Source organism: Leifsonia sp. (assembly GCF_051955155.1).
Classification (GTDB): Bacteria; Actinomycetota; Actinomycetes; order Actinomycetales; family Microbacteriaceae; genus Leifsonia.
Map to the genome: position 1 here is coordinate 1 of NZ_JBQCGZ010000109.1, position 12,392 is coordinate 12,392.

The following is a 12,392-nucleotide window of genomic DNA, read 5'->3' on the forward strand; positions in this document are numbered from 1 at the left end:
GGGGGGCCCCCCCGCCCCCCCCCCCCACCCCCGCCTCGGGCCCCGCGGCGCCCCCCCCCCCCCCCCGTCCCGCCGGGGGGCACGGCGGGGGCGCTGCCGGCGCCCCAAACCGACACCGAGGGGCCCCTCGGGGTGCTCAGCGGAAGTTGACGAACTGGAGCGCGACGTCCAGGTCGGCGCCCTTGAGGAGCGCCATCGTGGCCTGCAGGTCGTCGCGGCTCTTCGAGGAGACCCGCAGCTCGTCGCCCTGGATCTGCGACTTGACCGACTTGGGCGCCTCGTCGCGGATCAGCTTGTTGATCTTCTTGGCCGCGTCCTGCTCGATGCCGTTCTTGAGGCCGATCTCGATGCGGAACTCCTTGCCGGACGGGTACGGGTCGCCCGCGTCCAGCGACTTCAGCGTGATGCCGCGCTTGATCATCTTCGACTCGACCACCTCGAGGACGGCCTTGACGCGCTCCTCGGTGTTGGCCTTGAGCAGGATCTTCTCGCCGCTCCACTCGACCGACGCCCCGACGTTCTTGAAGTCGTAGCGCTGGTCCACCTCCTTGCGGGCCTGGTTGACGGCGTTGTCCGCCTCCATCTTGTCGACCTTACTGACGACGTCGAACGAGGAGTCTGCCACGGTTCCGTTCCTTCCCTAGCGGAGTTCGTCCCTCCAGTCTACGAGGGGGGTGTCACAGCACGGGCGGCGGCGAGGGCTCGTCGACCCCCATAGCTGCGGTCACCAGGCTGAGGTTCATGAGTCCGCGGGTCCTGTCGTCGGTGCGGAGGTTGACCCAGTGCGCCGCCGACTCGTCACCGAGTTCGGAGCGGATCGCCCGCAGTCTGGCGCGGTCGCTCCTCGTCGAGCGGCTGTAGTCGAGTTCCGACGCGTCCGTGATCGACGCCAGGATGGTCGAGGCGTCGTCGAGATGCCGTCCGCGGTCGCGCTGATCGTCGAGGTAGGCGGCGCCCTTCGCGATGAGCGCTCCGAGTTCGTCGGGGACGCCGACGAGGACCGACGCGCCGGACGTGAACGTCAGGCGGTACAGCTGCCTGCGGTCGAGCGCCTGTTGTCCGGCGGAGACCGCCAGGCCCGGCTTGCGCGCGAGACGTATCCGAACGTGCCGCGATCACACCACCGCGTGCCGCATGCAGTTGCACCATGAGGCCGCCGACGATCGTGAGGGTGCTGGTGTCGATGACGTCGGCGAGCTCGATGACGGTCTGCCACACGGGCAGAACCTCATCGTCGCCGAGATTCACCGAGTACGTGAGGCGAGCCATGCGTCCTTCAGCCCGGTGAGGGCGTCCAGTCCTGCGCTGCGTTCGCGCGTGTCCGTGGAGAGTGCGAGATCGGCGGCGACGACGGCCGGCAGCGGTTCCGTGTACCCGCGACCGGGCGCCGTGTTCTCGTAGAGCACGTCGGTTCCCGAGGGGTCGGCGACCATGAAATGCGTGCGCGCGTACTCCTCCAGGCTGCAGCCGGGAGGCACGTAACCGGCGACGCGTCGGGCGTCGGGGAGCAGGTCGCCGGCGATCAGGTCGGCGGCGACCCGGCCGGTCCCGATCAGGCCCGCCTGAGCCTTCGTCCCGTTGGCCGCTCGGTAGCGCTGCTGGCGTGTGCGGTCCGCGACGGCGACAGCGATGTCCTCGGCGGTCATCGTCCGGATGCGCTTCCGCACCCGGGCGTACGTGGCGGGGGGAAGGAGCGCAGAAGCCGCGATTCCGGAGAGCTCGTAGAGCAACGCCCACGCGGTGTCCGCATCGAGACGGCGTCCAGCGGTCCGTCGGCGCAGGGCGTAACGTGCGACCGCGTCGCTGTCGACGAGCCAGTCGCCGGAGGGCAGCTGTCGGGCTGAGAGCGCACCGGTCTCCGCCAGGCTGCGGGCGTAGCGCGCGCCGATCTGCAATCGCTCTGCGAGTTGCGCGACGGTGAGCTCGGCCATGTATCAGAATACCTCCGCTAGCGGGCCTATTGTGATCTATCACACTACCACCGCCGCTGTAACGCTACGAGGGCGTGTCACAGCCGCTCCGCCCGCGGTGTCTGGTGTTCGGAAGCGTACGAGGAGGAGACCTCATGGCACAGCACACCAGGGTCGTCGTTGTCGGCGGGGGATACGCCGGCGTGACGGCGGCGAACAGGATCGCGGGCGCGGCGGACGTCGACGTGACGGTGGTGAACCCGCGGCCCGTGTTCGTCGAGCGCATCCGGCTGCACCAGCTGGTCGCCGGCACCGACGACGCGGTCGTCGCGTTCGGGGACGTGCTGGGCGAGCGGGTGCGGCTCGTCGTCGACACCGCGGAGCGGATCGACGCGGCGGGGCGGCGGGTGGAGCTCGCCTCCGGCGCCGTGCTGCCGTACGACCACCTCGTCTACGCCGCGGGCAGCCACGGTCGGGTCACCGACGTGCCGGGCGCTGCGGAGTTCGCGCACACGGTCGCCGAGCTGGCCGACGCCGAGCGGCTGCGGTCGGCGCTCGCGGCCGCCGGCCCCGGGGCGGCCGTCACCGTCGTCGGGTCAGGGCCGGCCGGCATCGAGACCGCCGCGGAGCTCGGGGAGAGCGGGGTCGCGGTCACGCTGTTCTGCGGCGGCCAGCTCGGGCCGTACCTGCACCCGAGCGGGCGCCGCGTCGTGGCGAAGCGGCTCGCGCGGCTGGGCGTGACGGTCGTCGACGGTCCCGCGTCGCGCGTCGTCGCCGTACGACGGGATGCCGTCGGGCTGGCGGACGGGCGGTCGGTCCCGAGCGACGTGACGATCTGGACGACCGGGTTCGGCGTCCCCGACCTCGCGCGGCGCAGCGGCCTGAGCGTCGACGCGGTGGGCCGGCTGCTCACCGACGAGACGCTCACCAGCGTCGACGACGAGCGGATCGTCGCGGCGGGCGACTGCGCCGCCCCGTCCGGCCTCCCGCTGCGGATGAGCTGCCAGGCGGCCGAGCCGCTCGGCGGGCACGCCGCCGACACCGTCCTGCACCGCATCGCCGGCGAGCGCCCCGGCCCGTTCGTGATGGGGTTCTTCGGCCAGTGCATCAGCCTCGGCAGGCGGCACGGCATCTTCCAGTTCGCGCACAAGGACGACACGGCCATCCGCTTCCACGTCGCGGGACGCGCCGGCGCCGCGCTCAAGGCGTTCGTGTGCTGGGGGACGGTCAAGCAGCTGCAGATCGAGGCGAAGCATCCCGGGCGGCTGCGGCTGCCCGCCTCGTTCGCCGACCCGGAGCGGCGTCGTATGCTCGCGTCAGCGGAACAGGGGGTTCGGGGATGAGCGAGGCCGGGACGGACGCGGCGACGGAGGTGTTCGTCGCGCACCGCAACCTGCTCTTCACGGTCGCGTACGAGATGCTCGGCCAGGCCGCGGACGCGGAGGACGTGCTGCAGGAGACCTGGCTGCGCTGGGTGCGCGTCGACCGCAGCCAGGTGCGCGACGAGCGCGCCTACCTGGTCCGGATCGCGACCAGGCTGGCGCTCAACCGGCTGCGGGACGTGAAGCGCCGCCGCGAGTCGTACATCGGCCCGTGGCTGCCGGAGCCCCTGCTGACCGCGCCCGACGTCGCCGACGACGTGGAACTGGCGGACAGCGTGTCCATCGCGCTCATGGTCGTGCTGGAGACGCTCGGCCCCACCGAGCGCGCCGTGTTCGTGCTGCGCGAGGTGTTCGGCTTCGGCTTCGACGAGATCGCCGGCGCGGTGGACAAGACCCCGGCCGCGGTGCGCCAGATCGCGCACCGCGCCCGCGCGCCCGTCGAGGCCCGCCGCCCGCGGGTCACTGTCCCTCCCGCGGAGGTGCGGGCCGCGCTCGAGACCTTCAAGGTCGCGGTGGCGAGCGGCGACGTGCAGGCGATCCTGGACGTGCTCGCCCCGGACGTCGTGCTCATCAGCGACGGCGGCGGCGTCAAGCAGGCGGCCCTGCGGCCGATCCTGGGCGCGGACAAGGTGTCGCGGTTCATCATCGGCGGCATCGGCAAGAGCGGGGGAGACATCGGCGCCGTGGCCTCCGAGGTCAACGGCAACCCGGCGCTCGTGTTCACGGTCGGCGGCGAGCTGGACGGCGTGCTGACCGCGAACGTGCAGGACGGCCGCATCACCGGCCTCTACTTCGTCCGCAACCCGCACAAGCTGACGCGCGTCGCGGAGGAGACGGAGCTGGCCCGCCGGTGACGGCGGGGCTCAGCGCGCGCTGCCGGCGGTCAGCCCCGAGACCAGCCGCCGCTGCAGGAACGCGGCGGCGGCGAACACCGGGAGGAGGCCGATCACGGACGCCGCCGCAAGCTTCCCGTAGTCGGTGATCCGCTCGCCCAGCATGAGCGTCAGCACGACCGGCAGGGTCTGGGCGTCCGGCGACTGGGTCAGGAACGCCGCGAGCAGGAACTCGTTGTAGTTCAGCACGGCGACGATGATGCCGACCGCGACCAGCGCCGGGGTGAGCAGCGGGGTCACGACGCTCACCAGCACGCGGAGGGCGCCGGCGCCGTCCAGCTGCGCGGCCTCGTCCAGCTCCACCGGCACCCGGCGCGTGAAGCCCTCGAGCAGCCAGACCGCGACCGCGACGTTGGCGAGCCCGTAGACGAGCGTCAGCCCGAGCAACGTGTTGTTCAGCGACAGCGTGCGCAGCAGCGTGAACAGCGGGATGACCGCGACGATCGGCGGCAGCAGCCACGGGCTCAGCACGGTCGCCGCGAGCGTCCGGCCGCCCGCGCGGTAGCGCGTGATCGCCCAGGACGCGGGCAGCGCGATGGCCAGGGTCAGCACGGCGCCGCCGAGCGCGGCCACGAGCGAGTTCCCGATCCCCTGCAGCAGCCCGCCCGAGAGGGCGTTCGCCCAGTTGGCGGGCTCGGGATGCGCGGGCAGCACCAGCCCGGCCCCGACGTCCGCGCGGGACATGAACGACACGGACACCAGGTAGGCGATCGGGATGAGAGTGCCGATGAGCACGAGCACCAGCACGACGACGGCGGCGGCCGGTCGGCGGGTGCGGGTTCCGGCGAGCAGGCGGTCAGTCACGGTGGAGCCTCCTGGCGACGAGGATGACGGGCAGCGTCACGACGGTGACGACAATCGCGAGCAGCAGCGTGATCGTGGAGGCGCGTCCCAGGTCGAACTGCTGCAGCGCGGCCTGGTAGATGAGGTACGCGGGGACGCTGGTCGAGGTGCCGGGGCCGCCCGAGGTGAGCACGAACACCAGGTCGAACACCTTGAACGCCAGCACGAGGCGCACCAGGAACGCGGCGGCGACGGTCCCCGCGATGGCCGGCAGCGTGATGCTGCGGAAGAAGCGGAGACCGTGCGCACCGTCGAGCGCGGCCGCCTCGGCGACCGACCGGTCCTGGCCGAGCAGGGCGGCGAAGACGAGCAGGGCGATCAGCGGCGTCCACTCCCAGACGTCGGCGACGCCGATCCCCACCAGCGCGGAGGCGGGGGAGGACAGCACGGCGACCGGTTCGCCCTGGCGGCCGAGGGCCGAGAGGACCGTCCCGAGCAGACCGCCGGACGGGTTGAAGATCAGCTTCCACACCACGCCGACGATCACCGGCGGCGTGATCAGCGGCAGCAGCAGGAGGGTGCGCACGATCGAGCCGAGCGTCGTCGCGGCCCGCAGCGCGAGCGCGGTCACGACGCCGAGGACCACCGAGAGGGCCGACACGACGATGGCGTAGCCGACGTTCCGCACCAGCGAGGCGGTCACATCCCCGTCGGAGAGCACCTCGGCGAAGTTGGCCGTGCCGACCCAGGCCTGCAGCGGCCGGCCGAGCGAGGACTGCGAGAACGCGGTCAGCAGGATGAAGACGAGCGGGTACGCGCCGAGGACGACGGTGGCGAGCACGGTCGGGGCGACCATCGCGCGGCGCGGCCAGGCGCCGCCCGCCCGGCCGCGCGCGCTGCTGCGCGTGGCGGACCGGGGGACGGCGCCGGTGGCGATGGTGGCCTCGGTCACTTCAGGATGCTCTCCCACTTGGCCTGGATGGCGTCCATCGTCTGCTTCGCCGAGCCGCCCTGGCCGGCGAGCAGCTTCGCCAGGCCGTCGGTGAGCACCTGGGCCAGCTCCGTCGCGTGCGGGCCGGTCGGCCAGGCGAGCGTCCCGGTGAGGGTGGCGCGGTTCACCGCCTGGATCTCCGGGAACTCCTTGCCGTAGGTGGCGTCCTCCAGCGAGCTCTTGCGGTTCGGGTCGATGCCGGTCGGCGGGGACGCGACCAGCAGCTGGGAGTTGACCTTCGACGAGGTCGCGAACGCGATGAACGCCTTCGCGAGGTCGGTCTTCTTCGTGTTCGCGGTGATCACCCAGGTGAACCCGGCGACCAGGGAGGCGCGCGAGGTGGTGTTGGAGCCGCCGACCGGCAGCGTGACGACGCCCCACTTGCCGGCGACCTTCGAGTCGCTCGTGGCGTCCTCGGAGCGCACGCCGAGATCCGTCCAGTTCTCGATGAAGCCGACCTTGCCGGCGAACCAGGCGCTGTTCCCCGCGCCGAAGTCGGTCTCGGCCGGCGTCGGCAGTGCGTACTTGTCGACGTCCACGAGCGCCTGCGCGGCCTGGACGGCGGCCTCCGAGTCGAGCGCTGGCTTGCCGTCGGCGTCGAGGAACTCGCCGCCGAAGCCGGCGAGTCGGTTGGCGTAGCTCGCGCCGAGGATGAGCGGCGACTTCTGGCCGAAGACCGCGGCCCCGTAGACGCCCTTCGAGGACTCGTTGGCCGTGATCGTCTTCACGTCCTTCAGGTACTCGTCCCAGGTCTTCGGCGGGTTCGCGATGCCGTTCCTCGCCAGGATCTCCTTGTTGTAGAACAGCACGTGCGTGTCGCCGTCGAAGGGCAGGCCGTAGCGCTTGTCGCCGACCTTGCTGTACGCGTCGTAGATCGACGGGATGAAGTCGGAGGTGTTCAGCGAGGCGTCGTCCGCGATCCAGCTCGACAGGTCCTGGATGGCGCCGTCGGCGGCGAGGTCGCCGAGCGAGACGTACCAGGGCGCCGCGGCGTCGATGGTGTTCGCGCCGGACTGCTGGTCGAGGGCGATCTTCGAGCCGATCTCGTCGTAGGGCACGATCACCGGCTTGATCGTCGCGCCGGTCTCCTTCTTGAACTCGGCGGCGAGCCACTTGGCGGCGCCCTCGTGCGACGAGATCATCTCGACGGTGAGGGTCTGCCCTGCGAACTTCTTGTCGCCGGAGGCGGTGGACGCGCCGGATCCGCTCGCGCACCCGGTGAGGGCGAGCGCGGTGGCGGCGAGGGCGGCGACGGCGGCCGCGAGCGGTCGTCGGGATGTCATGGGGGCTCCTGGTGATCGGGTGCGGGATGGATGCAAGGGTCTGCACGGTAGGGGGGCGGAGGCGGAGCAGGCAACCGAATGTGACGCTGTGCGTCGTCGCCGCAACGGGGCGTCACACTCGCTGGGCCGGCGGCGGTCGTGCCCGCTAGAGTCCGGCACCTATGGCTGCACGAATCATCCTCAACGCGTTCGACATGAGCTGCGTCACCCACCAGGCGCCCGGCCTGTGGCGGCACCCGGACAACCAGGCGCACCGCTACACCGACCTCGACTACTGGACCGACCTGGCGCGCACGCTCGAGCGCGGCGGCTTCGACGCCCTGTTCCTCGCGGATGTGCTCGGGGTCTACGACGTGTACCGCGACTCCGCCGCCCCCGCGCTGCTGGATGCCGCGCAGATCCCGCTCGGCGACCCGGTCGGGCAGATCAGCGCGATGGCCGCGGTGACCGAGCGGCTGGGCTTCGGGGTGACCGTGGCGACCACGTACGAGCAGCCGTACCTGCTGGCGCGCCGGTTCTCCACGCTCGACCACCTGACCAAGGGCAGGATCGGCTGGAACGTCGTGACCTCCTACCTCGACTCCGCCGCGCGCAACCTCGGCCTCGACACCCAGATCGGGCACGACGACCGCTACGGGATCGCCGAGGAGTTCCTCGACGTCGTCTACAAGCTCTGGGAGGGCTCGTGGGAGGACGGCGCCGTGCTCCGGGACCGCGAGACCGGCGTCTTCACCGACCCGGCCAAGGTGCACCCGATCGGGCACGACGGCGCCTTCTACCGCGTCCCCGGCATCCACCTCGCCGAACCGAGCCCCCAGCGCACCCCCGTCGTCTTCCAGGCCGGGGCGTCGTCGCGCGGCCGCGAGTTCGCGGCTCGGCACGGCGAGGCGGTCTTCATCAACGGCCTCACGCCCGAGCTGACGCGGAAGGCGACGGACGACATCCGGGAGCGGGCCGAGCGCAACGGCCGCCCGCGCGTGACGGTGAAGATCCTCACCCTCGCCACCGTGATCGTCGCACCCACCGAGGAGGAGGCGCAGGCGAAGCTCGCCGAGTACCGCGGCTACGTGTCCACCGAGGGCGCGCTCGCGCTCTACGGCGGCTGGTCCGGCCTCGACCTCGCCGACTACCCGATCGACGAGCCGCTGAAGTACATCGACACCGACGCGGCGCGCTCGGCGCTCGCGATCTTCACGACGGCGGACCCGACCCGCACCTGGACGGCCCGAGACATCGCCGAGTACGTCGGCATCGGTGGCATCGGCCCCGTCATCGTCGGCAGCCCCGCGACGGTCGCCGATGAGCTGGAGCGCTGGGTCGAGGTGGGAGGCGTCGACGGCTTCAACCTCGCCTACGTCGTGACGCCGGGCAGCTTCGAGGAGTTCGTGGAGCTCGTCGTCCCCGAGCTGCGCGCCCGCGGCCGGCTCGACGAGCAGCCGGGAAGCACCCTCCGCGGGCGGCTGAACGGCACCGGGGACGCGACCGTCCCCTCCTGGCACCCCGCGCACGCCTACCGCGGCGCATTCACCGACGCACCCAGCGCCGCGGACGCCCGCGAGCGCGAGACGGAAGGAGCAGCATGACCCGCAGCTACTGGACCGGCCACGCCGACGCCGCCGAGCTCGAACGCTGGGAGGCGGTGGCCGCGCAGGTCGCGGAGACCCTCGCGGAGGACGCGCTGGAGCGTGACCGCGCCAACCAGGACCCGCACGCGGAGCTGCAGCTGCTCCGCGACGCCGGCCTCGTGAACCTGCTCGACCCCGCCGCGTTCGGCGGCGGAGGCGCGCACTGGGAGACCGCGTTCCGCGTCGTCCGCGTGCTCGCGCGCGCCGACGCGTCGGTCGCCCAGGTGCTCGCCTACCACTACATCAACTCGGGCAACATCGGCTTCGCGGTCGACCCGTCCCGGCAGCCGGAGCTGTACCGGCGCACCGTCGCCGGGCGCTGGGTGTGGGGGGACGCGGTGAACCCGGTCGACCCGGACCTCGTGCTCGCGGCGCGCGAGGAGGGCGGCTACCGCCTGGAGGGCACCAAGCGGTTCTCGACCGGCGCCTCCGTCGGCGACGTCGTGCTCGCCGCCGGCACCCTCCGCGGCGGCGGCAGGGACGGCACTCCGGTGTTCGCGCTGCTCGACCACGACCGCGCGGGCATCCGCTATCACGGCGACTGGGATGCGCTGGGCCAGCGCCTCTCCGCCAGCGGCTCGGTCACGTTCGACGGCGTCGAGGTGGCGGAGGAGGACATCCTGGGCGAGGTGACGGACGAGCCGTTCTCCACGCTGATCACCCCGGGCATCCAGCTGGCCTTCGGCGACCTCTACCTCGGCATCGCGCAGGGTGCGCTCGCCCGGGCGCGCGAGCTCACGCTGGCCAGGGGGAACTCGTGGTTCCTCTCCGGGGTGGAGCGCTACGCGGAGGACCCGTTCGTGCTGCGGGTGTTCGGCGAGCTGCTCTCGAAGGTGGATGCGGTGGAGGCGCTCGCCGACGCCGTCGGCCGCGAGTTCGACGCGGTCGTCGCGCTCGGCTCCGACGTGAGCCCCGAGGACCGCGGACGGCTCGCGCAGCGCATCGCACGGCTCAAGGTGGTCTCCACCGAGGTCGCGGTGGAGGTGACGACGCGCGTGTTCGAGGTCACCGGGTCCAGCTCGGCGAAGTCGTCGGTCGGACTCGACCTGTGGTGGCGGAACGTGCGGACGCACACCCTGCACGACCCGGTGGACTACAAGAAACTCGAGGTCGGCGCCTACTACGTCAACGGCGACCTGCAGCCCATCTCCCTCTACACCTGACCGGCACGGACGACAGGAGCCACGATGACCGACACCACCCTCAGCGCGCCCGCCGGATCGGCGGCCGCGCGCGAACGCTTGGCGCCCGTCCTGGAGCGGCTGGCCGCGGACGCGTCACGGCGCGAGCGCGAGCACGAGCTGCCGACCGAGGCGGTGCGCGAGCTGGCGGCGGCCGGACTCGGCGCGCTCCGGCTCCCCGTGGAGTCGGGCGGCGGCGGCCTGAGCTTCGTCGAGCTGGGCGAACTGCTCGTGGACCTGGCGGCGGCGGACTCCAACCTGCCGCAGATCTTCCGCGGCCAGTTCGCGTTCGCGGAGGACCGGCTTGTCGCGCCGCCCTCCGCCGACCGGGACGCCTGGCTGGCGCGCTTCGCCGCCGGCGAGATCGTGGGCAACGCCTGGAGCGAGACGGGCGCGGTGGGACTCGGCGAGTCCGGGACCCGCGTGCGCCGGACCCCGGACGGGCCGCGCGTGGACGGCCGCAAGTACTACACGACCGGCAGCCTCTACGCGGACTGGATCGACGCGACGGCCAAGGACGAGGACGGCGCGGACGTGACCGTCCTGGTCCGCACCGGCCAGCCGGGCGTCGTCGTGAGCGACGACTGGGACGGCTTCGGGCAGCAGCTGACCGGGACCGGAACGGCGGTCTTCGACGGCGCGCTCGCCGACCACGTCTATGCGTTCTCCGACCGCTTCCGCTACCAGACCGCGCTCTACCAGTGGACGCTGCTGACCGTTCTCGCGGGCATCGCGCAGGCCGTGGAGCGGGACGCGGGCGCGGCCCTGCGCGCCCGCACCCGCGTCTACAGCCACGGCCTCGCGCCGTTCGCGAAGGACGACGGCCAGCTGCAGGCCGTCATCGGGGAGGTCTCGGCGGTGGCGTTCACGGCGCGCTCGCTCGTCCGCTCCGTCGGGGAGACGCTGGACGCCGCGGCGGCGACCGCGGCGGAGCGGGGCAGCGCGGCGGACGACGCCGCGAACATCCGTGCCGAGATCGCCTCGGCGCAGGCGCAGGTCGTGCTCAGCCAGTCGGTGCCGCAGGCCGCGACGCGGCTGTTCGACACGCTCGGCGCCTCGGCGGTCAGCCGGGCGGCGGGGCTCGACCGGCACTGGCGGAACGCGCGCACCGTGGCGTCCCACAACCCGTGGGTCTACAAGGCGCGCATCGTCGGCGACTGGAGCGTCAACGGCACCGTGCCGCCGTTCATCTGGCAGATCGGGGTCGACCGGACGTCGACGACCGCCTGACGGATCGGCTCAGGCCGTCTCCGCCAGCTCGGCGTAGTACGTCACGTGGCAGCCGTCACCTGCGCACTCGATGCACACGGTGATCTCCTCACTGCGCTGCACGGGGTCGGCACCCGTCCCGTCGCACCGTTCGCAAATCTCCAAGGTCCTCATGCGAACGATTGTGCGCTCGACCACCGACATGGCCGGAAGGACGGCGGGTGTGTCGCGAACCTGGGAGGACGTCGGAGACCCGTCGCGACGGATGCGCCGCCGGACGGACGCGAGGTGGTACGAGGGTCCGACGACATCCGGTGGCCGGTTCCGTAGCGTTGCGGACATGCGCATCGTCTACGACCGGGAGCTCGACATCGCTCACGTCGTGTTCGACGACGCGGGCGCGCCCGGCGGCCGGCACGGCGCGGTGGGCGGCATCCCCGCCGGCAGCTACGTCGACGCCGAGTTCGACGCGGCGGGCCGGCTCGTCGGCTTCGAGGTGATCGGCGCGACGCGCGTGCTGCCGCCAGAGGTGCTCGCGGGCGCCGAGCCCGCCTGAGCGCGCCCGCGGATTCTGCTGTGGGCAGAATCGCGGCGACCGGGTCGCGCGGGACGAGCGGGCGCGTCGTAGGCTGCTGCCATGCTTCTGCGGCACGCGATGGGTACCGTGCTCCGCCGGATCCGGACGGAGCGGGGCGCGACGCTGCGCCAGCTGTCCGAGCGGTCGCGGATCAGCATCCCGTACCTCTCCGAGATCGAGCGGGGCCGGAAGGAGGCGTCGTCCGAGATCCTCGCCGCGCTGTGCCGGGTGCTCGATGTGACCGAGGGCGAACTACTGAGCATGGCCGCGGCCGAGTTCGCGGGCGAGTTCGCGGCGGGTGCGCCGGTGCTGAGCCTGGTGCCCGAGCGGCGCGAGCCCGCGCACGAGGTGGCCGAGCCCGCGCATCCCGCCGCCCTGCTCCTCGCCGCGTAGCCCGCGCGAGGCCGCGTCGGATCCCGCTCGCCGCATATTGGGCGCAAAGGTCGCCTCAGGCTGCGCCGGAACCGACATTTGCGCCAAATATGCGGCGAGCGGGATCCGACGCGGCCTCGCGCGGGCTACGCGGCGAGGAGCAGGGCGGCGGGATGCGCGGGCTCG

The 12,392-nt window shown here is 72.4% G+C and carries 14 protein-coding genes; 8 read left to right on the forward strand and 6 right to left on the reverse strand.

Annotated elements, in window-relative coordinates; genetic code table 11:
• Nucleotides 1–136 precede the first annotated feature (136 nt).
• Nucleotides 137–625, reverse strand: coding sequence for a YajQ family cyclic di-GMP-binding protein (locus ACTHMF_RS12035; protein ID WP_314147597.1), 489 nt, complete (start codon nt 623–625; stop codon nt 137–139).
• Between the two features lie 289 nt (nt 626–914).
• On the opposite strand from ACTHMF_RS12035, the gene ACTHMF_RS12040 reads away from it, so the two are divergent.
• Nucleotides 915–1,151: a hypothetical protein gene (locus ACTHMF_RS12040; protein WP_440317825.1), complete on the forward strand. Its 237-nt coding sequence runs from the start codon at nt 915–917 to the stop codon at nt 1,149–1,151.
• 93 nt (nt 1,152–1,244) lie between these two features.
• On the opposite strand, the gene ACTHMF_RS12045 is transcribed toward ACTHMF_RS12040, so the two are convergent.
• The gene (locus ACTHMF_RS12045) at nt 1,245–1,931 is read right to left on the reverse strand and encodes a hypothetical protein (RefSeq protein ID WP_440317827.1); all 687 of its coding nucleotides are present in this window, start codon (nt 1,929–1,931) and stop codon (nt 1,245–1,247) included.
• A gap of 134 nt (nt 1,932–2,065) precedes the next feature.
• On the opposite strand from ACTHMF_RS12045, the gene ACTHMF_RS12050 reads away from it, so the two are divergent.
• On the forward strand, nt 2,066–3,253 hold the full coding sequence (locus tag ACTHMF_RS12050) for an NAD(P)/FAD-dependent oxidoreductase (protein WP_440317829.1): 1,188 nt from the start codon (nt 2,066–2,068) through the stop codon (nt 3,251–3,253).
• The gene (locus ACTHMF_RS12055) at nt 3,250–4,146 is read left to right on the forward strand and encodes an RNA polymerase sigma-70 factor (protein WP_440317831.1); all 897 of its coding nucleotides are present in this window, start codon (nt 3,250–3,252) and stop codon (nt 4,144–4,146) included. The genes ACTHMF_RS12050 and ACTHMF_RS12055 overlap by 4 nt, the downstream gene beginning before the upstream one ends.
• A 9-nt stretch (nt 4,147–4,155) precedes the next feature.
• Here the strand turns inward: ACTHMF_RS12055 and ACTHMF_RS12060 are convergent, their stop codons facing one another.
• From ACTHMF_RS12060 to ACTHMF_RS12070, 3 genes are read right to left on the reverse strand one after another with little or no spacing between them, the layout of a single operon-like run.
• Complete coding sequence (locus ACTHMF_RS12060) at nt 4,156–4,989, reverse strand: carbohydrate ABC transporter permease (protein WP_314147602.1); 834 nt, start codon at nt 4,987–4,989, stop codon at nt 4,156–4,158.
• Nucleotides 4,982–5,920, reverse strand: coding sequence for a carbohydrate ABC transporter permease (locus tag ACTHMF_RS12065; protein WP_440317833.1), 939 nt, complete (start codon nt 5,918–5,920; stop codon nt 4,982–4,984). Before ACTHMF_RS12065 ends, ACTHMF_RS12060 begins: the two co-directional genes overlap by 8 nt.
• Nucleotides 5,917–7,242: an ABC transporter substrate-binding protein gene (locus ACTHMF_RS12070; RefSeq protein WP_440317835.1), complete on the reverse strand. Its 1,326-nt coding sequence runs from the start codon at nt 7,240–7,242 to the stop codon at nt 5,917–5,919. Before ACTHMF_RS12070 ends, ACTHMF_RS12065 begins: the two co-directional genes overlap by 4 nt.
• A 161-nt stretch (nt 7,243–7,403) precedes the next feature.
• On the opposite strand from ACTHMF_RS12070, the gene ACTHMF_RS12075 reads away from it, so the two are divergent.
• From ACTHMF_RS12075 to ACTHMF_RS12085, 3 genes are read left to right on the forward strand one after another with little or no spacing between them, the layout of a single operon-like run.
• The gene (locus tag ACTHMF_RS12075; RefSeq protein WP_440317836.1) at nt 7,404–8,825 is read left to right on the forward strand and encodes an LLM class flavin-dependent oxidoreductase; all 1,422 of its coding nucleotides are present in this window, start codon (nt 7,404–7,406) and stop codon (nt 8,823–8,825) included.
• A complete protein-coding gene (locus tag ACTHMF_RS12080) occupies nt 8,822–10,030 on the forward strand; it encodes an acyl-CoA dehydrogenase family protein (RefSeq protein WP_440317837.1) in 1,209 nt (402 codons plus the stop codon). The genes ACTHMF_RS12075 and ACTHMF_RS12080 overlap by 4 nt, the downstream gene beginning before the upstream one ends.
• Nucleotides 10,031–10,054: 24 nt before the next feature.
• Nucleotides 10,055–11,278 (forward strand): acyl-CoA dehydrogenase family protein, encoded by a 1,224-nt coding sequence (locus tag ACTHMF_RS12085; protein WP_440317839.1) that lies wholly within the window; start codon nt 10,055–10,057, stop codon nt 11,276–11,278.
• 9 nt (nt 11,279–11,287) lie between these two features.
• Here the strand turns inward: ACTHMF_RS12085 and ACTHMF_RS12090 are convergent, their stop codons facing one another.
• On the reverse strand, nt 11,288–11,431 hold the full coding sequence (locus tag ACTHMF_RS12090) for a hypothetical protein (RefSeq protein WP_440317841.1): 144 nt from the start codon (nt 11,429–11,431) through the stop codon (nt 11,288–11,290).
• Nucleotides 11,432–11,597: 166 nt separating this feature from the next.
• On the opposite strand from ACTHMF_RS12090, the gene ACTHMF_RS12095 reads away from it, so the two are divergent.
• Both ACTHMF_RS12095 and ACTHMF_RS12100 read left to right on the forward strand, forming a co-directional pair.
• Nucleotides 11,598–11,813 carry a DUF2283 domain-containing protein gene (locus ACTHMF_RS12095; RefSeq protein ID WP_440317843.1) on the forward strand — a complete coding sequence of 72 codons (216 nt, stop codon included), beginning with the start codon at nt 11,598–11,600 and terminating at the stop codon, nt 11,811–11,813.
• 81 nt (nt 11,814–11,894) lie between these two features.
• Nucleotides 11,895–12,227 (forward strand): helix-turn-helix domain-containing protein, encoded by a 333-nt coding sequence (locus ACTHMF_RS12100; RefSeq protein ID WP_440317845.1) that lies wholly within the window; start codon nt 11,895–11,897, stop codon nt 12,225–12,227.
• Nucleotides 12,228–12,392: the final 165 nt, after the last annotated feature.

What these genes read in the sequence shown, in the direction of transcription:
- ACTHMF_RS12040 (WP_440317825.1), top strand. Translation starts at nt 915, where the DNA reads ATGCCGTCCGCGGTCGCGCTGATCGTCGAGGTAGGCGGCGCCCTTCGC.
- ACTHMF_RS12045 (WP_440317827.1), bottom strand. Translation starts at nt 1,931, where the DNA reads ATGGCCGAGCTCACCGTCGCGCAACTCGCAGAGCGATTGCAGATCGGC.
- ACTHMF_RS12050 (WP_440317829.1), top strand. Translation starts at nt 2,066, where the DNA reads ATGGCACAGCACACCAGGGTCGTCGTTGTCGGCGGGGGATACGCCGGC.
- ACTHMF_RS12055 (WP_440317831.1), top strand. Translation starts at nt 3,250, where the DNA reads ATGAGCGAGGCCGGGACGGACGCGGCGACGGAGGTGTTCGTCGCGCAC.
- ACTHMF_RS12070 (WP_440317835.1), bottom strand. Translation starts at nt 7,242, where the DNA reads ATGACATCCCGACGACCGCTCGCGGCCGCCGTCGCCGCCCTCGCCGCC.
- ACTHMF_RS12075 (WP_440317836.1), top strand. Translation starts at nt 7,404, where the DNA reads ATGGCTGCACGAATCATCCTCAACGCGTTCGACATGAGCTGCGTCACC.
- ACTHMF_RS12080 (WP_440317837.1), top strand. Translation starts at nt 8,822, where the DNA reads ATGACCCGCAGCTACTGGACCGGCCACGCCGACGCCGCCGAGCTCGAA.
- ACTHMF_RS12085 (WP_440317839.1), top strand. Translation starts at nt 10,055, where the DNA reads ATGACCGACACCACCCTCAGCGCGCCCGCCGGATCGGCGGCCGCGCGC.
- ACTHMF_RS12090 (WP_440317841.1), bottom strand. Translation starts at nt 11,431, where the DNA reads ATGAGGACCTTGGAGATTTGCGAACGGTGCGACGGGACGGGTGCCGAC.
- ACTHMF_RS12095 (WP_440317843.1), top strand. Translation starts at nt 11,598, where the DNA reads ATGCGCATCGTCTACGACCGGGAGCTCGACATCGCTCACGTCGTGTTC.
- ACTHMF_RS12100 (WP_440317845.1), top strand. Translation starts at nt 11,895, where the DNA reads ATGCTTCTGCGGCACGCGATGGGTACCGTGCTCCGCCGGATCCGGACG.